The organism is Roseateles terrae, from assembly GCF_014192155.1.
Lineage (GTDB): Bacteria > Pseudomonadota > Gammaproteobacteria > Burkholderiales > Burkholderiaceae_C > Roseateles > Roseateles terrae.
The window spans coordinates 248,470-263,443 of record NZ_JACHXO010000006.1; the positions used below are offsets into that span (position 1 = coordinate 248,470).

Genomic DNA, 14,974 nt, shown 5'->3' on the forward strand with positions numbered 1-14,974 from the left:
TTGGATAAATACCAGACAACCGCGGCTTTGGCCTTCAATATCAAGGACTTGGATCGGTCACAGAATCGACTGCAGGCGACTCATTCAATTCACCGTGGCGCCGGATATTTCCGGCACCCCGGACGCTGATTATCAAAACCGACAAAATACCGCCCCTGTTGCGCGGAGGCGCAACACAGCATCCACTTTATTGCGCCACGGTCTCGAAATCGAAAACCTAAATAAAAAGGCCCGCGAGCGCACTCGCGGGCCTGGGTCCGGTCCGAAGACCGTTGCGCTCAGAAAGCGCCGATCAGTCCATCGTGTAACGCAGCGTCAGGCGCCACTGGCGGCCACGCACGTCATACAGGCTGAAGTCATACAGCGAGGTGCTGCTGAAGCCCGGGTCATACGGCGGCAGGCGGTCGAACACGTTCAGCACGCCGACGCTGGCTTGCAGCTGCTTGGTCACGTTGTAGCGACCGAACAGGTCCAGGGTGGTGTGCGAGCGGACGAACTCCGGCAGCACGCCATTCTGGAACGCCGGATTCTGCACATTGAAGTAGCTGGCGGCCGCCGCCAGTTGGCGGATGTGGTGCGTGTAGTTCACCGTGGCGGTCAGCGACAGAGGACCATTGTCATAGTCCACCGACGCATTGCCGCGGATGCGCGGGATGGTGTTGCTGCCACCGTTGCTGCCCACGAACTCCTCGCCATCTTCCTTGAACGAGTCGATGTAGTTCACGTTGCCGCGCAGGGTGAACTTGCCGTAGCTGGTGGGGATGCGCCAGGTGCCGTCCACGTCCCAGCCGTTGGTGGTGCGCTGCGACAGGTTCTGATAGTTCGACAGAATCGTGGTCACGAAATTGGTTTCGGGGTCACGAATGATGGTCGAGGACGACGCGCAGTTCGGGCCACCGTTCGGGCACGATTCGTCGATCAGGTCCTGGAACGAACGCGAAGCCACCACGTTGCGCCAGTTGATGTAGTACATGTCGATGCCCAAGTTGAAATTCTTGGTGGGCTCGAACACGACACCAAAGGTGCGGCTGGTCGACTTCTCGGCCTTCAGGTTCGGGTTGCCGGCAAACAGACCGGACACGTTGCGGACGGCGCCGTCTTCCGGGTCTTCCACGCTGGTGAAGAAGGTCGCCACGGACGGGGAGATTTCCGGCAGGGTCGGCGCACGGAAGCCCTTGCCCCAGTTGCCGCGCAGCAGCACGCCTTCAACCGGCTTGTACTTCAGGCCCAGCTTCGGGGTGGTGGAGCTGCCGTAGTCGCTGTAGTGGTCATACCGCAGAGCGGCCTGGGCTTCCACCGACTTCAGCAATGGCAACGACAGTTCGGAGAAGACCGATACGTTGTTGCGGCTGCCGTTGGTGGCCGTCACGCCCTGACCCAGGATGCCGCCGCCAGTGGCCAGCGCGGTGGGCTCGTCCTTCAGCTTTTCACGGCGGTACTCAGCGCCAAGGGCCAGACCGATTTCACCGCCAGGCAGCTGACCGAAGGTCGTGTTGGCCTTGGTGTCGATGAAGCTCATGTCCGAGGTGGACTTGCGCGGGTTGGTGATGCGCAGACCGTCACGCACGGCCTGGCTGTTGGTGGTCCAACGGTCCAGGTTGTATTGCGTGGAGGTGGACACCGGCACCGGCGGTTGCGGCGTGGTGGGCACGTTGAAGGTCGCAGCCGTGCCAGCCAGCGGCATCAGGTTGTAGCTGTTCGAAGAGCTCTTGGTCTTCGAATAGCCCATGGCGCTGTCGAAGTCCCACTTGCCGACGGTGTAGCTGGCGCCCACCAGCAGACGGGCCGCATCGGAGCGGATGCTGGTGTCGCGGGTACCCACGTCGTTCAGTGCACCAACATAACGGGCGTTGGAGGCGAAGGGGTTGCCCGCCACGCCCGGCGCGAAGGTGATGTTGTAGGTGTAGGGCGTCACCGTGTTGTTGGCACCCGGCGCCAGACCCGTCGTGCCCGCGAAGAACGGGTTGGTGAAGGTCTGGTTGGTGTCCACACGGCTCAGGCCGACTTCAGCGTAGGCGATGGCGTCGCCAGACAGCTGCTTCGTGCCGCGCGAGATCATGCCGTAGCGTTCGGTACCCGGCAGGGCGGTCAGCTGCGAATTCTGATCCTTCGTGCAGAAGGTGTTGGTCGCGGCCGACTGAGCAGCCACGACGGCGGCGCTGTTGGTTGCGGTGTTGATCAGACCGGCGGCCAGGGCCTCCGGTCCGGTCATGACGGTGCCGTTGCAGTCAGAGATGGCGCGATAGTTCTGGGTCAGCGCGCCGGTGGGCGACAGCTGGCGCCAGGTGCCGCCGGACGTCTGCGAGATGAAGTTGCGGCCGCCGGCATATTTGCGGAAGTCACGCGACTTGGTGAACTCCGAATCCGACTGCAGCACCAGGTCGCGCTTGTAGTAGTCCAGGGTGACGAAGACGTTGTAGCCGTCGGCGGCGAGATCGCCGAAACCGGCGGCGCCGGTCACGCGATAATCGTTTTTGCCTTCAAACCAGCCGCCGGAAGCGGTCAGGTCCAGGCCCTTGAAGTCCTTGCGCAGGATGATGTTGACCACCCCGGCGATGGCGTCCGAGCCATAGATCGCGGAGGCACCGTCCATCAGGATGTCGACCCGCTCCACCGCGCTGCTGGGGATGGAGTTCAGGTCCACGAAGGTGTCCTGCAGGTTCTGGGCAAAGCCGTAGCCGGCCACGCGGCGGCCGTTCAGCAGCACCAGCGTGGTCTTCTGGCCCAGGCCACGCAGCGAGATGCCGGCGGCGCCTGGTGCGAAGCTGTTGCTGAAGCTTTCGCCGAAGCTGCCGGAGTTGGACGGCAGGTTGCGCAGCACTTCGGCCACGGTGGCCTGGCCGCTTCGCTCGATCTGGTCGCGGGAAATGACCGTCACCGGCGACACGGTTTCGGCATCGATGCGCTTGATGTTGGAGCCGGTGACCTCGACACGTTGGAGCTGGGTGGTGCCCGACGTGGAAGTTTGAGTGTCGCCCTGCGTCTGGGCAAACACTTGCGAACCGTACAGACTTGCCGCCAACGCGGTCAGCGTGAGCGCAAGCTTGGGTGAAGTTTTCATATTCATCCTGTAAAGATGGGCCGTAGACCGCACGAGTTTGGCGACGACCTACAACTCCTTTGCCTCGCGGCAACACCACTTGACAAGAAAGTACGTACACAAGTGTCGAAACTGACAGGGCAAGCGTTTGCGTTCGGTGGCCGTTTCAAATGGGCGACGAACACCCGTTGAGCCGCCGCTGTCAGAGTCGGACAGCGCCATCCTTAGAGAGGGCCGCGGCGAGGCGACGCTGCGGAGGCGTCCCCGGGAAGGGCCTCCGCTCGCCCCCTGGGTGAGCGGCCCCGCACCGCGCCAAGAGCGGGTGCCCGTTGCCTTTTGACCACGCGGTAGCGCAACCAAACTGTGACGTTGTTGCGAAGCGGTAACACATGGTCGATTGGCGATCAGGGTTGTCCCGCCGGAATGGCTCCCAGAGACACAGGACGAAGGGCCCGATGCCGCAGCCTCCCGGCGAAGCAGCACCGACAAAAGAAAAGCGGCCCCGGAATACCGGGGCCGCTTGTGGGCATCCGTGGGATGCCTTGGTGGCAACGCGGACCGCAGCCGAGGCTGCGGTGCCACATCAGCACATCAGCGCATCAGAAGCTGTAATTGCCGTTCACGTAGACCGTGCGACCCAGCGGGCTGGCATAACGCGGGTCGTAACCCACCTGGTGGCCCGACGAGCTACGCAGCGTCAGCGGAGGCGCTTCGTTGGTCAGGTTGTTCACGCCCAGACGCAGTTCCAGCGCCTTGCTCCAGCGATACACACCCTGGTAGTCGAAGGTGATGTATTCCGGAACGTCCAGCTGGACCGTCGTGTTCTTGCCGGTGCTCAGGTCACGCACGGTCTGCGAGATGTCCTTGTAGCCCGAGCGGTAGTTCACGCGCAGCATGTTGGTGACCTTGCCGGATTCCAGCGAGAAGGTGGCCTTCATGATGTTGCGGAACACGACCGAAGCGTCCACGCCGTACTTGCCCAGGCTGCTGGTGAAGACGTCGCTGGTGCCGGGCATGGTGTACTCCGACTTGATCATGTAGGTGCCATTGATCGTCGTCGTGAGCTTGCCCAGACCTTCCACCGGCAGGCGGCCTTCCACTTGCCAGTCCAGACCCTTGTAGATGGACTGGCCGATGTTGGTCGACAGCGCCATGAAGGCGTAGTACTTGTTGTTCTCGGCCGGCAGCTGATAGGTGGTGAACAGCGAGGCGTACTTGGCGGGATCGGAGAACGCCTGATCGGCAGACACGGCGCTCACGGCGTCGGTCAGCTTGACCTTCCAGTAGTCGATGCTCGCACCGAAGTTGCGGGTGGGATCGAAACGGATGCCCAGGGTCTGCTGATGAGACTTCTCGGGCTTCAGGTTCTCGTTGCCACCGGCCAGCTGGGTGTACTGGCTCTTGCCCGGCTTGCAGGGCGCTGCGCCGCTGCCGTCACCTGGGAACGGGCAGTCGTAGCCAGCGGCGGTCACGCCGTTGGTCACCAGCGGCTGGGCAATGTCCAGCATGTCCGGCGCCTTGAAGCCGGTACCGAGCGAGCCGCGCACCAGCAACTGCTTGTTCACCTTGTAGCGAGCCGACAGCTTGTAGGTGGTGGCCGACTCATCCCGACCGAAATCGCGGGCGTTCAGGGCGTCCTTGATCTTGGTGATGGTGTCGTAACGGACGGCGGCGTTGGCTTCCAGGTCCTTGATGACCGGGATCACCATTTCGGCGAACACACCGTAGTTGTTGCGCTCCAGATCGTAGGCGGGGCTGGGGGCGTAGTTGTAGATGACGCCGTTGACCGCATCCGCCGACGGCGTCTGCTTGTAGTGGTAGTTGCGGAAGTCCGCGCCCGTACCCAGCTTCACTTCACCGGCCGGCAGGTTGAACACCGTGCCCGAGGCGCCCACGTTCACGCCCTTGAGGGTGGTGGAAGCCTTGCGGATGGAACCGTTGTAGACGCTGTCGTCGATCAGCTGCTGCACCGCCGCCGGCTGGTTGCCCGACGGCACGAACGGGTCGACCTGGCCGCTGTTGATCAGGCTGGTGAACTCATTGGTCTTGAAGTAGCCGCCGACGTATTTTTCGTTCAGCGAGTTCTGCGACCAGGTCAGTGCACCGTTGACGTCCCAGTCACCGATCGAGCCTTCGGTGCCCACCGAGATGTGCTTGCCGTCGGTGATGGTCTGCGAATCACGCGTGCCGAAGTCGTTGGCGCGGTAGTTGGCGGTGACCGTGTCCACGTGGCTGCGCTGGGCGGCCGTCAGGTACGGGTCGACATACTTGCCGTAGAGCGCCGAGTTCGTGGCGATGGTGATGGGGATCGGGTTGGCGGCAATCCGTGCGGTCAGGTCGGTCCGCGTGAACAGCACGTCGGAGAAGACCTTGAAGTTGTCATTCAGCTTGGCTTCACCGGACACGAAGAACGAGTCACGGGTGGACTCCGGGTACACGTCGATGCTGCTGACGTAGTCGTACGCGCAGTTGGCGGTGCCAGACTTGCTGGGCGAACCGGCAGGGATGGTGTTGGCCAGGCTGTAGAAGTTGTTCGGTGCGCACTTGCCGTTGGCCTGCAGGTACGGGTTGAACGAGTAAGCACCCAGAGTGGTGGTCTCACCCGCCAGACGCTTGAACGTGACCGTGGCGTTGGCCGGGTCCGCCGAGTTGCTGGTGCGGTCGTAAACGTAGTTCTTGCCGTTGACCGAGAACGGCAGATAGGCCGTGCTGGAGAACGCGCGGTCGCCCGAGCGCATGCGCTTCTGGTCGTCACGGCGATAGGAAGCGACGACGCTGAAGCCGTTTTCTTCCATGCTGCCCAGACCGTAGGTCAGGCTGGCGTTCATGGCGGTGGCGCCATTGCCAATCGGGTTGCTGTAGTTGACGTTGACCGAGCCGCCCTTCTGATTGCGCTTGAGCACGAAGTTCACCACGCCGGCAATGGCGTCGGAACCATACAGCGCGGAGGCACCGTCGGTCAGCACCTCGATGCGCTCAATGGCGGCCATCGGGATGGAGTTCAGGTTGATGCGCGAGCCGGAGCCGGTCGGCGCGATACGGCGACCGTTGACCAGCACCAGGGTGTAGCTTTCGCCGATGCCGTGCAGCGAGGCGGTGACGATGCCGCCGGAGTTCGAACCGATGGAGATGTCACCGATGGTGAAGCCCTGCATCGCCGGGATGCGCTGCACCAGGTCGGCCACGTTGGTGGCGCCGGTCGCCTTCATTTCCTCCTGGGAAATGATCTGCACCGGCAGCGAGCCTTCGTTTGCGAAGCGCTTGATGCTGGAGCCGGTGATCTCGATGCGCTCGAGTTGCTGGGTCTGCTCTTGAGCGTGGGCGGCCATCGAGACCGCCAGAATCGCTGCGGCCGCGCTGATGGCGCGGATATGCGGCTTGTTCGCCATGTTCAAAAATCCCGAAAGTTGTAATGCACGCCCGGCTTGACCGTCCAGTAACGGCACCCACCGAATGTGAACAAAACTTTACGGGCATGCACCGGGGTTGCTCACCCCAGGTTCACCCTTATTGCGCAGGCAAGTCATCGGGCTTTGAACGCTGTTAGCTTTCCCCTGCGCGAAGGTTCATGACTTTTATCACGGTCGATCCGCACCGATCTGGTGCTTATTGTCCGGCTTTTGCCCGCTGTCGCCATGCATGCAGCAGCGGCTCGGTATAGCCCGAGGGTTGTTCCTTCCCGAGAAAAACGAGGTCCAGTGCCGCCTGAAAAGCAACGCTTCGATCGGGATTCACCGCCATGGGGCGGTAATGCGGGTCGCCGGCATTTTGTTGATCGACTACAGATGACATCCGTGCAAAGGTGTCCCGCACCTGTTGTTCAGTGACGACGCCGTGCAGCAACCAGTTGGCAATGTGCTGGCTGGAAATGCGCAAGGTTGCACGGTCTTCCATGAGACCGACCCCATTGATGTCGGGCACCTTGGAGCAGCCCACGCCCTGATCGATCCAGCGGACCACATAACCGAGGATGCCCTGGACGTTGTTGTCGAGCTCCTGCTGCTTCTCGGCGTCGCTCCAGTTCGGTGCCGCCGCGACCGGCACAGTCAGGATGCGTTCGAGCAGGGCATTGAAGTCTTCGCGGCTGGCGGCGGCTTCCAGATCGGTCTGCACCTGGGCGACGCTCACCTGGTGATAGTGCAGCGCATGCAGGGTGGCGGCGGTGGGGCTGGGCACCCAGGCGGTGTTGGCGCCGGCCTTGGGATGGGCAATCTTCTGTTCCAGCATGGCCGCCATCAGGTCCGGCATGGCCCACATGCCCTTGCCGATCTGGGCGCGCCCGCGCAGGCCGGCTCGCAATCCCACCAGCACGTTGTTGCGCTCATAGGCCTGGATCCAGGGGGCGCCCTTCATGTCGCCCTTGCGCAGCATCGGACCGGCCCGCATGGCGGTGTGCATCTCGTCGCCGGTGCGGTCGAGGAAACCGGTGTTGATGAAAGCGACCCGGCTCGGCGCGGCGGCAATACACGCCGCCAGGTTCACGCTCGTGCGCCGCTCCTCATCCATGATGCCCAGCTTCACCGTGGCATCAGGCAGGCCCAGCAGTTGCTCGACGCGGCCAAACAGTTCGTTGGCGAAGGCGACCTCGGCGGGGCCATGCATCTTCGGCTTGACGATATAGATACTGCCCTGCCGCGAGTTGCGCAGCCCGGAGCCGGACAGCTGCTTCAGGTCGTGGACCGCAATCAGGGTGGTGATGACGGCATCCATGATGCCTTCCGGGATCTCGGCGCCGCCGTCCATCAGGATGGCCGGGTTGGTCATCAGGTGGCCGACGTTGCGCACGAACAGCAGGGAGCGCCCGGGCAGCACCACCTCGCCCCCCTGGGGCGACCGGTAGCGACGGTCCGGATTCAGCCGGCGGGTGATCGTCTTTCCGCCCTTGCTGACTTCTTCCGTCAGGGTGCCCCGCAGAATGCCCAGCCAGTTGCGGTAGGCCAGCAGCTTGTCTTCGGCATCCACCGCGGCGATGGAGTCTTCCAGGTCCAGGATGGTGGACAGCGCGGCTTCCATCAGCAGGTCGGACACACCGGCCAGGTCGGTCTTCCCGATGGGGGAGCTGCGGTCGATCTGGATCTCGATGTGCAGCCCGTTGTGGCGCAGCAGCACGGCCGTGGGCGACGCCGGCTCGCCGAGGAAGCCCACCAGTGCGGACGGATCCGTCAAACCGGCGGTACCGCCGCTTTGCAACGTCACGACCAGCGCGCCCTGCTCGATGCGATAGCCCGTGGCGTCGACATGCGACGCCCCCTTCAGCGGAGCGGCCTGGTCCAGCACCCCGCGGGCAAACGCGATGACCTTGTGGCCGCGCACCGGGTTGTAGGCGCCGGCGCGGGTGGCGCCGTCCGTTTCCGGAATGGCGTCGGTGCCGTAGAGCGCGTCATACAGCGAACCCCAGCGGGCATTGGCGGCGTTCAGCGCATACCGCGCATTCAGAATGGGCACCACCAGCTGAGGCCCGGCCTGCACGGCCAGTTCAGCATCGACGTTGGCGGTCGTGGCTTGACCGTGTTCAGGCACCGGGACCAGGTAACCGATCCGGGTGAGGAAGTCCTTGTAGGCCGCCATGTCCTGAATCGGACCGGGGTGGGCCTGATGCCACGCATCCAGCTCCGCCTGAAGCCGGTCCCGCTGCTTGAGCAGCGCCGCATTCTTCGGGGCCAGGTCATGCACCAGCGCATCAAACCCCGACCAGAAGGCGTCCGGCGTGAGGCCGGTGCCCGCCAGGGCTTCGCTGTCGATGAACCGAGCCAGTTCGGCGTCGATCTGAAGGCGGTGGTGCTGAACACGAGCGGTCATGGTGTCTCCCCGGCTGGGCAATGAAGGCAATACAGAAAGCAGCGATTCCAACGCGCCCACAGCGGCCGACCCTCAAGCGAGCAGCGCTGCGGCGAATGTCATGGACTGTAGGACAGGACCCGCCCGCCATTGATAACGACGGCCGCAGGAGATCCCTGACTTTTTTGCACAAATAACAACGCCCAAGCGCTGGATTCACCACAGCAAACGGCGCAAAGACCACAATCAGCCCTCATGGATCGTCTCAAACAGATGGAGTCCTTCGTGCTGGTGGCCACCAAGGGCAGCCTCACCGCCGCCGCGCAGGCGGAAGGGGTGGCCCCGGCGGTGATGGGTCGGCGGCTGGACGCGCTGGAATCCCGGCTCGGGGTGAAGCTGCTGCTGCGCACCACCCGCCGCCTGAGCCTGACGCATGAAGGCAGCGCCTTCCTGGAAGACTGCCAGCGCCTGCTCACCGAGTTCGACAACGCCGAAGCCAGCGTCACCGCGGGCGGCGTCAAGGCCAGCGGCCATCTGCGGGTCACCGCCCCGGCCGGCTTCGGCCGCCGCCATGTGGCGCCGCTGGTGCCGGACTTCCTGGCGCGGCATCCGGACGTGAGCGTGTCGCTCAACCTCAGCGACCGGGTGGTGGACATCGTCAATGAAGGCTTCGACTGCGCAGTGCGGGTGGGGGACCTGAGCGACTCCAGCCTGATCAGCATGCGCCTGGCCGACAACCGCCGCCTGTGCGTGGCCACACCGGCCTACCTGCGGCGGGCCGGCATTCCGCGCCACCCGTCCGAGCTGGCCCGCCACCAATGCCTGACACTGAGCTCCGACGCCAGCCAGACCCGAGGATGGGCCTTCCGGGTGGACGGGCAGCTGCAGCATCTGCGTCCCACCGGACGGCTGGATTGCAGCGACGGTCAGGTGCTGCACGACTGGTGCCGCCGGGGCCTGGGCCTGGCCTGGCGCAGCACCTGGGAGGTGGTGGATGACATCCGCAGCGGAGCGCTGGTCAGCGTGCTGGACGACTTTGCCGCCCCGCCCAACGGCATCTTCGCGGTCGTCTCCCAGCGCAAGCACCTGCCCTTGCGGGTGCGGCTGTGGATAGACTTCCTGAAGGAGCATTACGCCCAGCCCCGCTATTGGCAAGGTTCGGAAGGTTCGGAAGGGTCGGAAGGTCTGGACGCTTCGAACCTTTGCAGCGGCAGCGACGGTGCGGGTGGTGCGTCCACAACAACATCCTCTATGGAGAAGGCATGACACTCGAAGCCCTGCTGGCCGGCCTGCACATTCTGGCCATCCTCAGTCTGGTCGTGTTCCTGAGCAGCCAGGCCGCCCTGTGCCGGTCGGAATGGATGAACGCCGCCGTGGTGACGCGTCTCACCCGAGTGGACATGATCTACGGCATCACCGCGGTGGTCGTGCTGGCCACCGGGCTGTTCCGCACCTGGTGGGGCATGAAGGGCGGTGGCTGGTACTGGCATCAGCCCCTGCTGCACTTCAAGCTGGGGCTGTTTGTGGTGATCGGGCTGCTGTCGATCAAGCCGACCCTGACCTACCGCCGCTGGGCCAGAACGCTGCAGGCCACCGGCAGCCTGCCGGATGAGGACGAGATCAAGGCCACGCGACGACTGGTCATGCTGCAGGGACACCTGCTGCTGTTGATTCCAATCGCCGCGGTGATGCTGGCCCGCGGGGTGTGGACCCGCGGGTGAATGGACCGCGGGTGAATGGGCAGGATCCGTGAGGATCAGTGCGCCGCGAGGCATTCCTTCATGAAGGCCTTGCGCGCATCACCGGTCTTCTTCTGATCAGCGGCGTCCTTGTTGCAGGCCGCCATCTTCTCCTGCTGAGGCGTCAGCTTCTTCTCCGGCTCCGCCTTGCCGGCCAGGCAGGCCTTCATGAAGGCCTTGCGATCGTCGCCGGTCTTGCCTTGCGCCTTGGCGTCCTTGTTGCAGCTGCTCATGCGTTGCTGCTGGGGCGTCAGTTCCTTCTTCTTCTCGTCCTGCGCGTGGGCCGGGGCCAGAAAGGTCAGGGACAACAACAGGCCGGCGCTCAGCGTCATCAGTGTTTTCATCTCATGCTCTCCTACGGGGGTTGGGGGAAGGACCTCAGGGCAGTGAAACACAGCAACGGGGCGGGCTCAAGTGCGGTTGACCTGCGTCATGTCCGCCACTGCCTCACATGATGCGGCGCGGATGGGCCAGTGCCTCATGCGCCAGATGCAGGCGACGCACCAGCACCTGGATGAAAGCCCGGTCAAACCGGTGCTGACACTCCGGGCTGAGCTGTCCCAGGGACTCCGGCGTGAAGGACACCGTGGTGCACATGTCGGTCACCCGGATGTCCGTGCTGTGACGCCGCAATTCCGGATTCGGCGCCAGATAGGCCATCTCGCCGACCGAGGTGCCGGTGCCCAGCGTCGCCACCAGTGCCCCGTCCCGCCAGACCTCCACCTCGCCCTGGGCAATGATGTGGAAGGTGTTGCCTTCCTGACCGCGCTTGAAGAGCAGATAGTCCAGCGGATAACGGCGCCAGCGCGCCCGGCGCACCACTTCCCACAGCTCCACATCGCCGAAGTTGGCGAAGAATTCGAGGCCGCGCAGCAGGTTGAAACGCTCCGAGTCCTTGACCTCATTGAGGCGGGCCAACGGCACCAGCTGCCGCGCCACCAGCTCGGACAGCGCCTGCCCGAAGGCCTCCCAGTCGGCATGCCGCTCATGGGGATGCTTGGCCAGGGCCTTGAGAATCACGGCGTCCAGCGCCTCGGTCACGCCGCCACGCTGGCCCTGCATCGGCTGCGGCGTCTGGTGGTAGATCTGATGCATCAGCGCCATCTGATTGGGCGCATCAAAGGGCGGGCGGCCGCAGATCATGTGATAGAGCACGGCGCCCAGTGAATAGATGTCGGCCTGGCAGCCGACGTCGCCGCCTTCGATCTGCTCCGGCGGCATGTAGGCCAGCGAGCCCACCCGGTGCACCTGCGTCATGTCGGCATGCAGGTTGAGGGCGCTGCCAAAGTCGCTGACCTTCACATCAGTCACCTGACCGGTGCTGTCCAGCACCGCCAGCAGATTGGCGGGTTTGATGTCCCGGTGCACCACCCCCTGCCGGAAGACGTAGGACAGGGCCATCGCGCACTTGAAGCCCAGTTCGACGATCTGGTCCAGCGGCAGCAACCGATCGGTGCGGCAAAAGTGCTTGAGGGTCACGCCGTGGACATATTCCATGACGAGGTAAGGCGCGTCGCCATCCTGTACCGCATCCAGGATCTGCACCACATTCGGATGCTGCAGCCGGCCGGCGAGCGCCGCTTCGGAGGCAAAAAAACGGCGGCTCAGGGTGTCTTCCTCGGCGCCCTGCCCCATCCAGCTGCGCATGCGCTTGATGGCGACCTCCTGGTTGCGGAAGTCGTCCACCGCCAGGAAGACGTCGCTGGTCGCGCCCTCGCCCAGCCGGCGCAGCACCCGGTATTTGCCGATCTGCTCCGGCAGGTCGGTGCCCGGGGCGGCCAGGCTCTCGGCCAAGCCTTCCGCCGGACGGCTCTGGCTGGTGGAAATGTCTGCAGGGGCGCTCATCGTTGCAGGCATCCTGCCGCACGGGTGGAGGAGCGGCAAGTGGGTTGACGGTCTATTACAGGGCGTGCCCCCTAAAATGCGACACATGATCCAAGCCAAGCAGGAATTGCTCGACGCCCTGGGGACCGTGCTCCAGGCCTTGAGCCAGGACGCCGTCGCCAGCGGCGCCATGGCCGCCGCACCGGTGGCCGCCTTTGAAACGCCCAAGCAGGCCAGCCATGGCGACTTCGCCTGTACGGCGGCCATGCAGTTGTCCAAGGCCTTGCGAAAAAATCCGCGCGAACTGGCGCAGACGCTGATCGCCCAGCTGCAGGCGCAGCCGGCCGTGCAGCGCTGGGTCGAGGCGCTGGAGATCGCCGGTCCGGGCTTCATCAACCTGCGCCTGACGCCGGCGGCCCGCCAGGCCGTCATCGGCGAAGTGCTGACCGCTGCCGAGCATTTCGGTGAACAGCCGTCGCATCCGGATTCGGTGCTGGTGGAATTCGTCTCCGCCAATCCCACTGGCCCGCTGCATGTGGGGCATGCCCGCCAGGCGGCACTGGGCGATTCGCTCTGCCAGCTGTTCAGCACCCAGGGCTGGACGGTCAGCCGCGAGTTCTACTACAACGACGCCGGCGTGCAGATCGCCACCCTGGCGCAGTCCACCCAGGCCCGCCTGAAGGGGCTCAAGCCGGGAGATGCCGGCTGGCCGGAGGCCGCCTACAACGGCGACTACATCCAGGACATCGCCGAAGCGTTCCTGAGCAAGGCCACCGTCAAGGCCGACGACCGTGAATTCACCGCCTCCGGTGACATCAACGACCTGGACAGCATCCGTCAATTCGCCGTGGCCTATCTGCGTCACGAGCAAGACCTGGATCTGCAGGCGTTTGGTCTGCGCTTTGACAACTACTTCCTCGAAAGCAGCCTCTACAGCGGCGGCCAGGTGGAAGATGCCGTCTCTCGCATGATCGCCAACGGCAAGACCTATGAAGACGGTGGCGCGCTGTGGCTGCGCTCCACTGAATACGGGGACGACAAGGACCGCGTCATGCGCAAGTCCGACGGCACCTACACCTACTTCGTGCCGGACGTGGCCTATCACGTCAACAAGTTCAAGCGCGGCTTCAGCAAGTGCATCAACATCCAGGGCACCGACCACCACGGCACCATCGCCCGGGTGCGCGGCGGCCTGCAGGCGACCGGCGTCGGCATCCCGCAGGGTTTCCCGGACTACGTGCTGCACAAAATGGTCACGGTGATGAAGGGCGGCGAGGAGGTGAAGATCTCCAAGCGGGCCGGCTCTTATGTCACCCTGCGCGACCTGATCGACTGGACCAGCCGCGATGCGGTGCGCTTCTTCCTGATCAGCCGCAAGGCCGATACCGAGTTTGTCTTCGACGTCGATCTGGCACTCAAGGCCAATGACGAGAACCCGGTGTTCTACGTCCAGTACGCCCATGCGCGGATCTGCTCGGTGCTGCGCCACTGGGCCGAGCAGGGCGGCGACATGGCCGCGCTGAAGGACGCCGACCTCAGCCTGCTGACGGCGCCCACCGAATATGCGCTGATGCAGAAGCTGGCGGACTATCCCCGCATGCTGACCAGCGCCGCCCAGGACCTGGCGCCGCATGACGTGGCGTTCTATCTGCGTGATCTGGCGGGTGCCTTCCACAGCTACTATGGCGCCGAACGTTTCCTGGTGGAGGACAACGCCGCACTGACCCGTTCGCGCATGGCCCTGCTGACGGCCACCCGTCAGGTCGTGCGCAACGCGCTGACGGTGCTGGGCGTGTCCGCACCGGAAGCGATGGCTCGAGATAACCAGGAGCATGCATGAGCAAGGAGAAACAGCGCGGCGGCTTCGCCATGGGCCTGATCGTGGGCCTGTTGCTGGGGCTGGGCATCGCGCTGGGCGTGGCGTTGTATGTGACCAAGGCGCCGGTGCCGTTCATCAACAAGCTGCCGCAGCGCACCGCGGAACAGGACGCGCAGGAAGCTGAGCGCAACCGCAACTGGGATCCCAACGCGCCGCTGGCCGGCCGTGCGGGTGCCAAGGCGGCGTCTGGCGTGGTGACACCAGGACCGGCACCGGCGGTGGTGCCGGCCACACCGACGACACCGGCCACCCAAGCCCCGGCCCAGGCCCAAACGCAGACGCCTCCCACCGTCGGCAGCAATGGCGCCATCGTGCCGCCGGCTGTGGAAGGCCGTCCGGTCGCCAAGGCCGATCCGAGGCCGGCGGGCGACAAAGCGGCCGACAAACCCGCCGACAAGCCGGCAGACAAGGCTTCCGGATCCGCCAATGGTTACTTCGTCCAGGCGGGCGCCTTCACCCGGATGGAAGACGCCGAGCAGCAGCGCGCCAAGCTGGCCATCCAGGGTTTTTCGGCCAAGGTGATGGAACGCGAGCAATCGGGGCGTACCGTCTATCGGGTCCGCATGGGCCCGTTTGACAGCCGGGACGAAGCCGAAAGCCAGCAAAAGAAGCTGGAAGGCGCCGGGATCGAAGCCAATCTGGTGGCGGTCCAGCGTTAATCCTTGCCTAAGTCTGTATCCCTAGCATCGCGGCACCGGGAGGAACCGGTGATCC

Annotated in this window: 9 protein-coding genes; 4 read left to right on the plus strand and 5 right to left on the minus strand. The window is 64.4% G+C overall.

Going from position 1 to position 14,974, the window contains the following annotated elements:
• Positions 1-292 precede the first annotated feature (292 nt).
• The 3 genes from FHS28_RS17295 to FHS28_RS17305 all read right to left on the minus strand — a co-directional run bounded on the left by FHS28_RS17295 (position 293) and on the right by FHS28_RS17305 (position 8,839).
• Positions 293-3,061 carry a TonB-dependent receptor gene (locus FHS28_RS17295; RefSeq protein ID WP_184295093.1) on the minus strand — a complete coding sequence of 923 codons (2,769 nt, stop codon included), beginning with the start codon at positions 3,059-3,061 and terminating at the stop codon, positions 293-295.
• A gap of 578 nt (positions 3,062-3,639) precedes the next feature.
• On the minus strand, positions 3,640-6,429 hold the full coding sequence (locus FHS28_RS17300; protein WP_088453333.1) for a TonB-dependent receptor: 2,790 nt from the start codon (positions 6,427-6,429) through the stop codon (positions 3,640-3,642).
• Positions 6,430-6,646: 217 nt separating this feature from the next.
• Entirely contained in the window at positions 6,647-8,839 is a 2,193-nt protein-coding gene (locus FHS28_RS17305) for a malate synthase G (protein WP_088453332.1), read from the minus strand.
• A 234-nt stretch (positions 8,840-9,073) separates the two neighbouring features.
• Here FHS28_RS17305 and FHS28_RS17310 point away from each other — a divergent pair, with 234 nt between their 5' ends.
• Positions 9,074-10,084, plus strand: coding sequence for a LysR family transcriptional regulator (locus FHS28_RS17310; RefSeq protein WP_088453331.1), 1,011 nt, complete (start codon positions 9,074-9,076; stop codon positions 10,082-10,084).
• A complete protein-coding gene (locus tag FHS28_RS17315; protein ID WP_088453330.1) occupies positions 10,081-10,539 on the plus strand; it encodes a DUF2214 family protein in 459 nt (152 codons plus the stop codon). Before FHS28_RS17310 ends, FHS28_RS17315 begins: the two co-directional genes overlap by 4 nt.
• A gap of 35 nt (positions 10,540-10,574) precedes the next feature.
• Here the strand turns inward: FHS28_RS17315 and FHS28_RS17320 are convergent, their stop codons facing one another.
• Positions 10,575-10,901, minus strand: a complete 327-nt coding sequence (locus tag FHS28_RS17320; RefSeq protein ID WP_088453329.1) for a PsiF family protein — start codon at positions 10,899-10,901, stop codon at positions 10,575-10,577.
• Between the two features lie 103 nt (positions 10,902-11,004).
• Positions 11,005-12,402 carry a serine/threonine-protein kinase gene (locus tag FHS28_RS17325; protein ID WP_088453328.1) on the minus strand — a complete coding sequence of 466 codons (1,398 nt, stop codon included), beginning with the start codon at positions 12,400-12,402 and terminating at the stop codon, positions 11,005-11,007.
• An 85-nt stretch (positions 12,403-12,487) separates the two neighbouring features.
• Here FHS28_RS17325 and argS point away from each other — a divergent pair, with 85 nt between their 5' ends.
• Positions 12,488-14,221, plus strand: coding sequence for an arginine--tRNA ligase (gene argS / locus FHS28_RS17330; RefSeq protein WP_088453473.1), 1,734 nt, complete (start codon positions 12,488-12,490; stop codon positions 14,219-14,221).
• On the plus strand, positions 14,218-14,919 hold the full coding sequence (locus FHS28_RS17335; RefSeq protein WP_088453327.1) for an SPOR domain-containing protein: 702 nt from the start codon (positions 14,218-14,220) through the stop codon (positions 14,917-14,919). Before argS ends, FHS28_RS17335 begins: the two co-directional genes overlap by 4 nt.
• Positions 14,920-14,974: the final 55 nt, after the last annotated feature.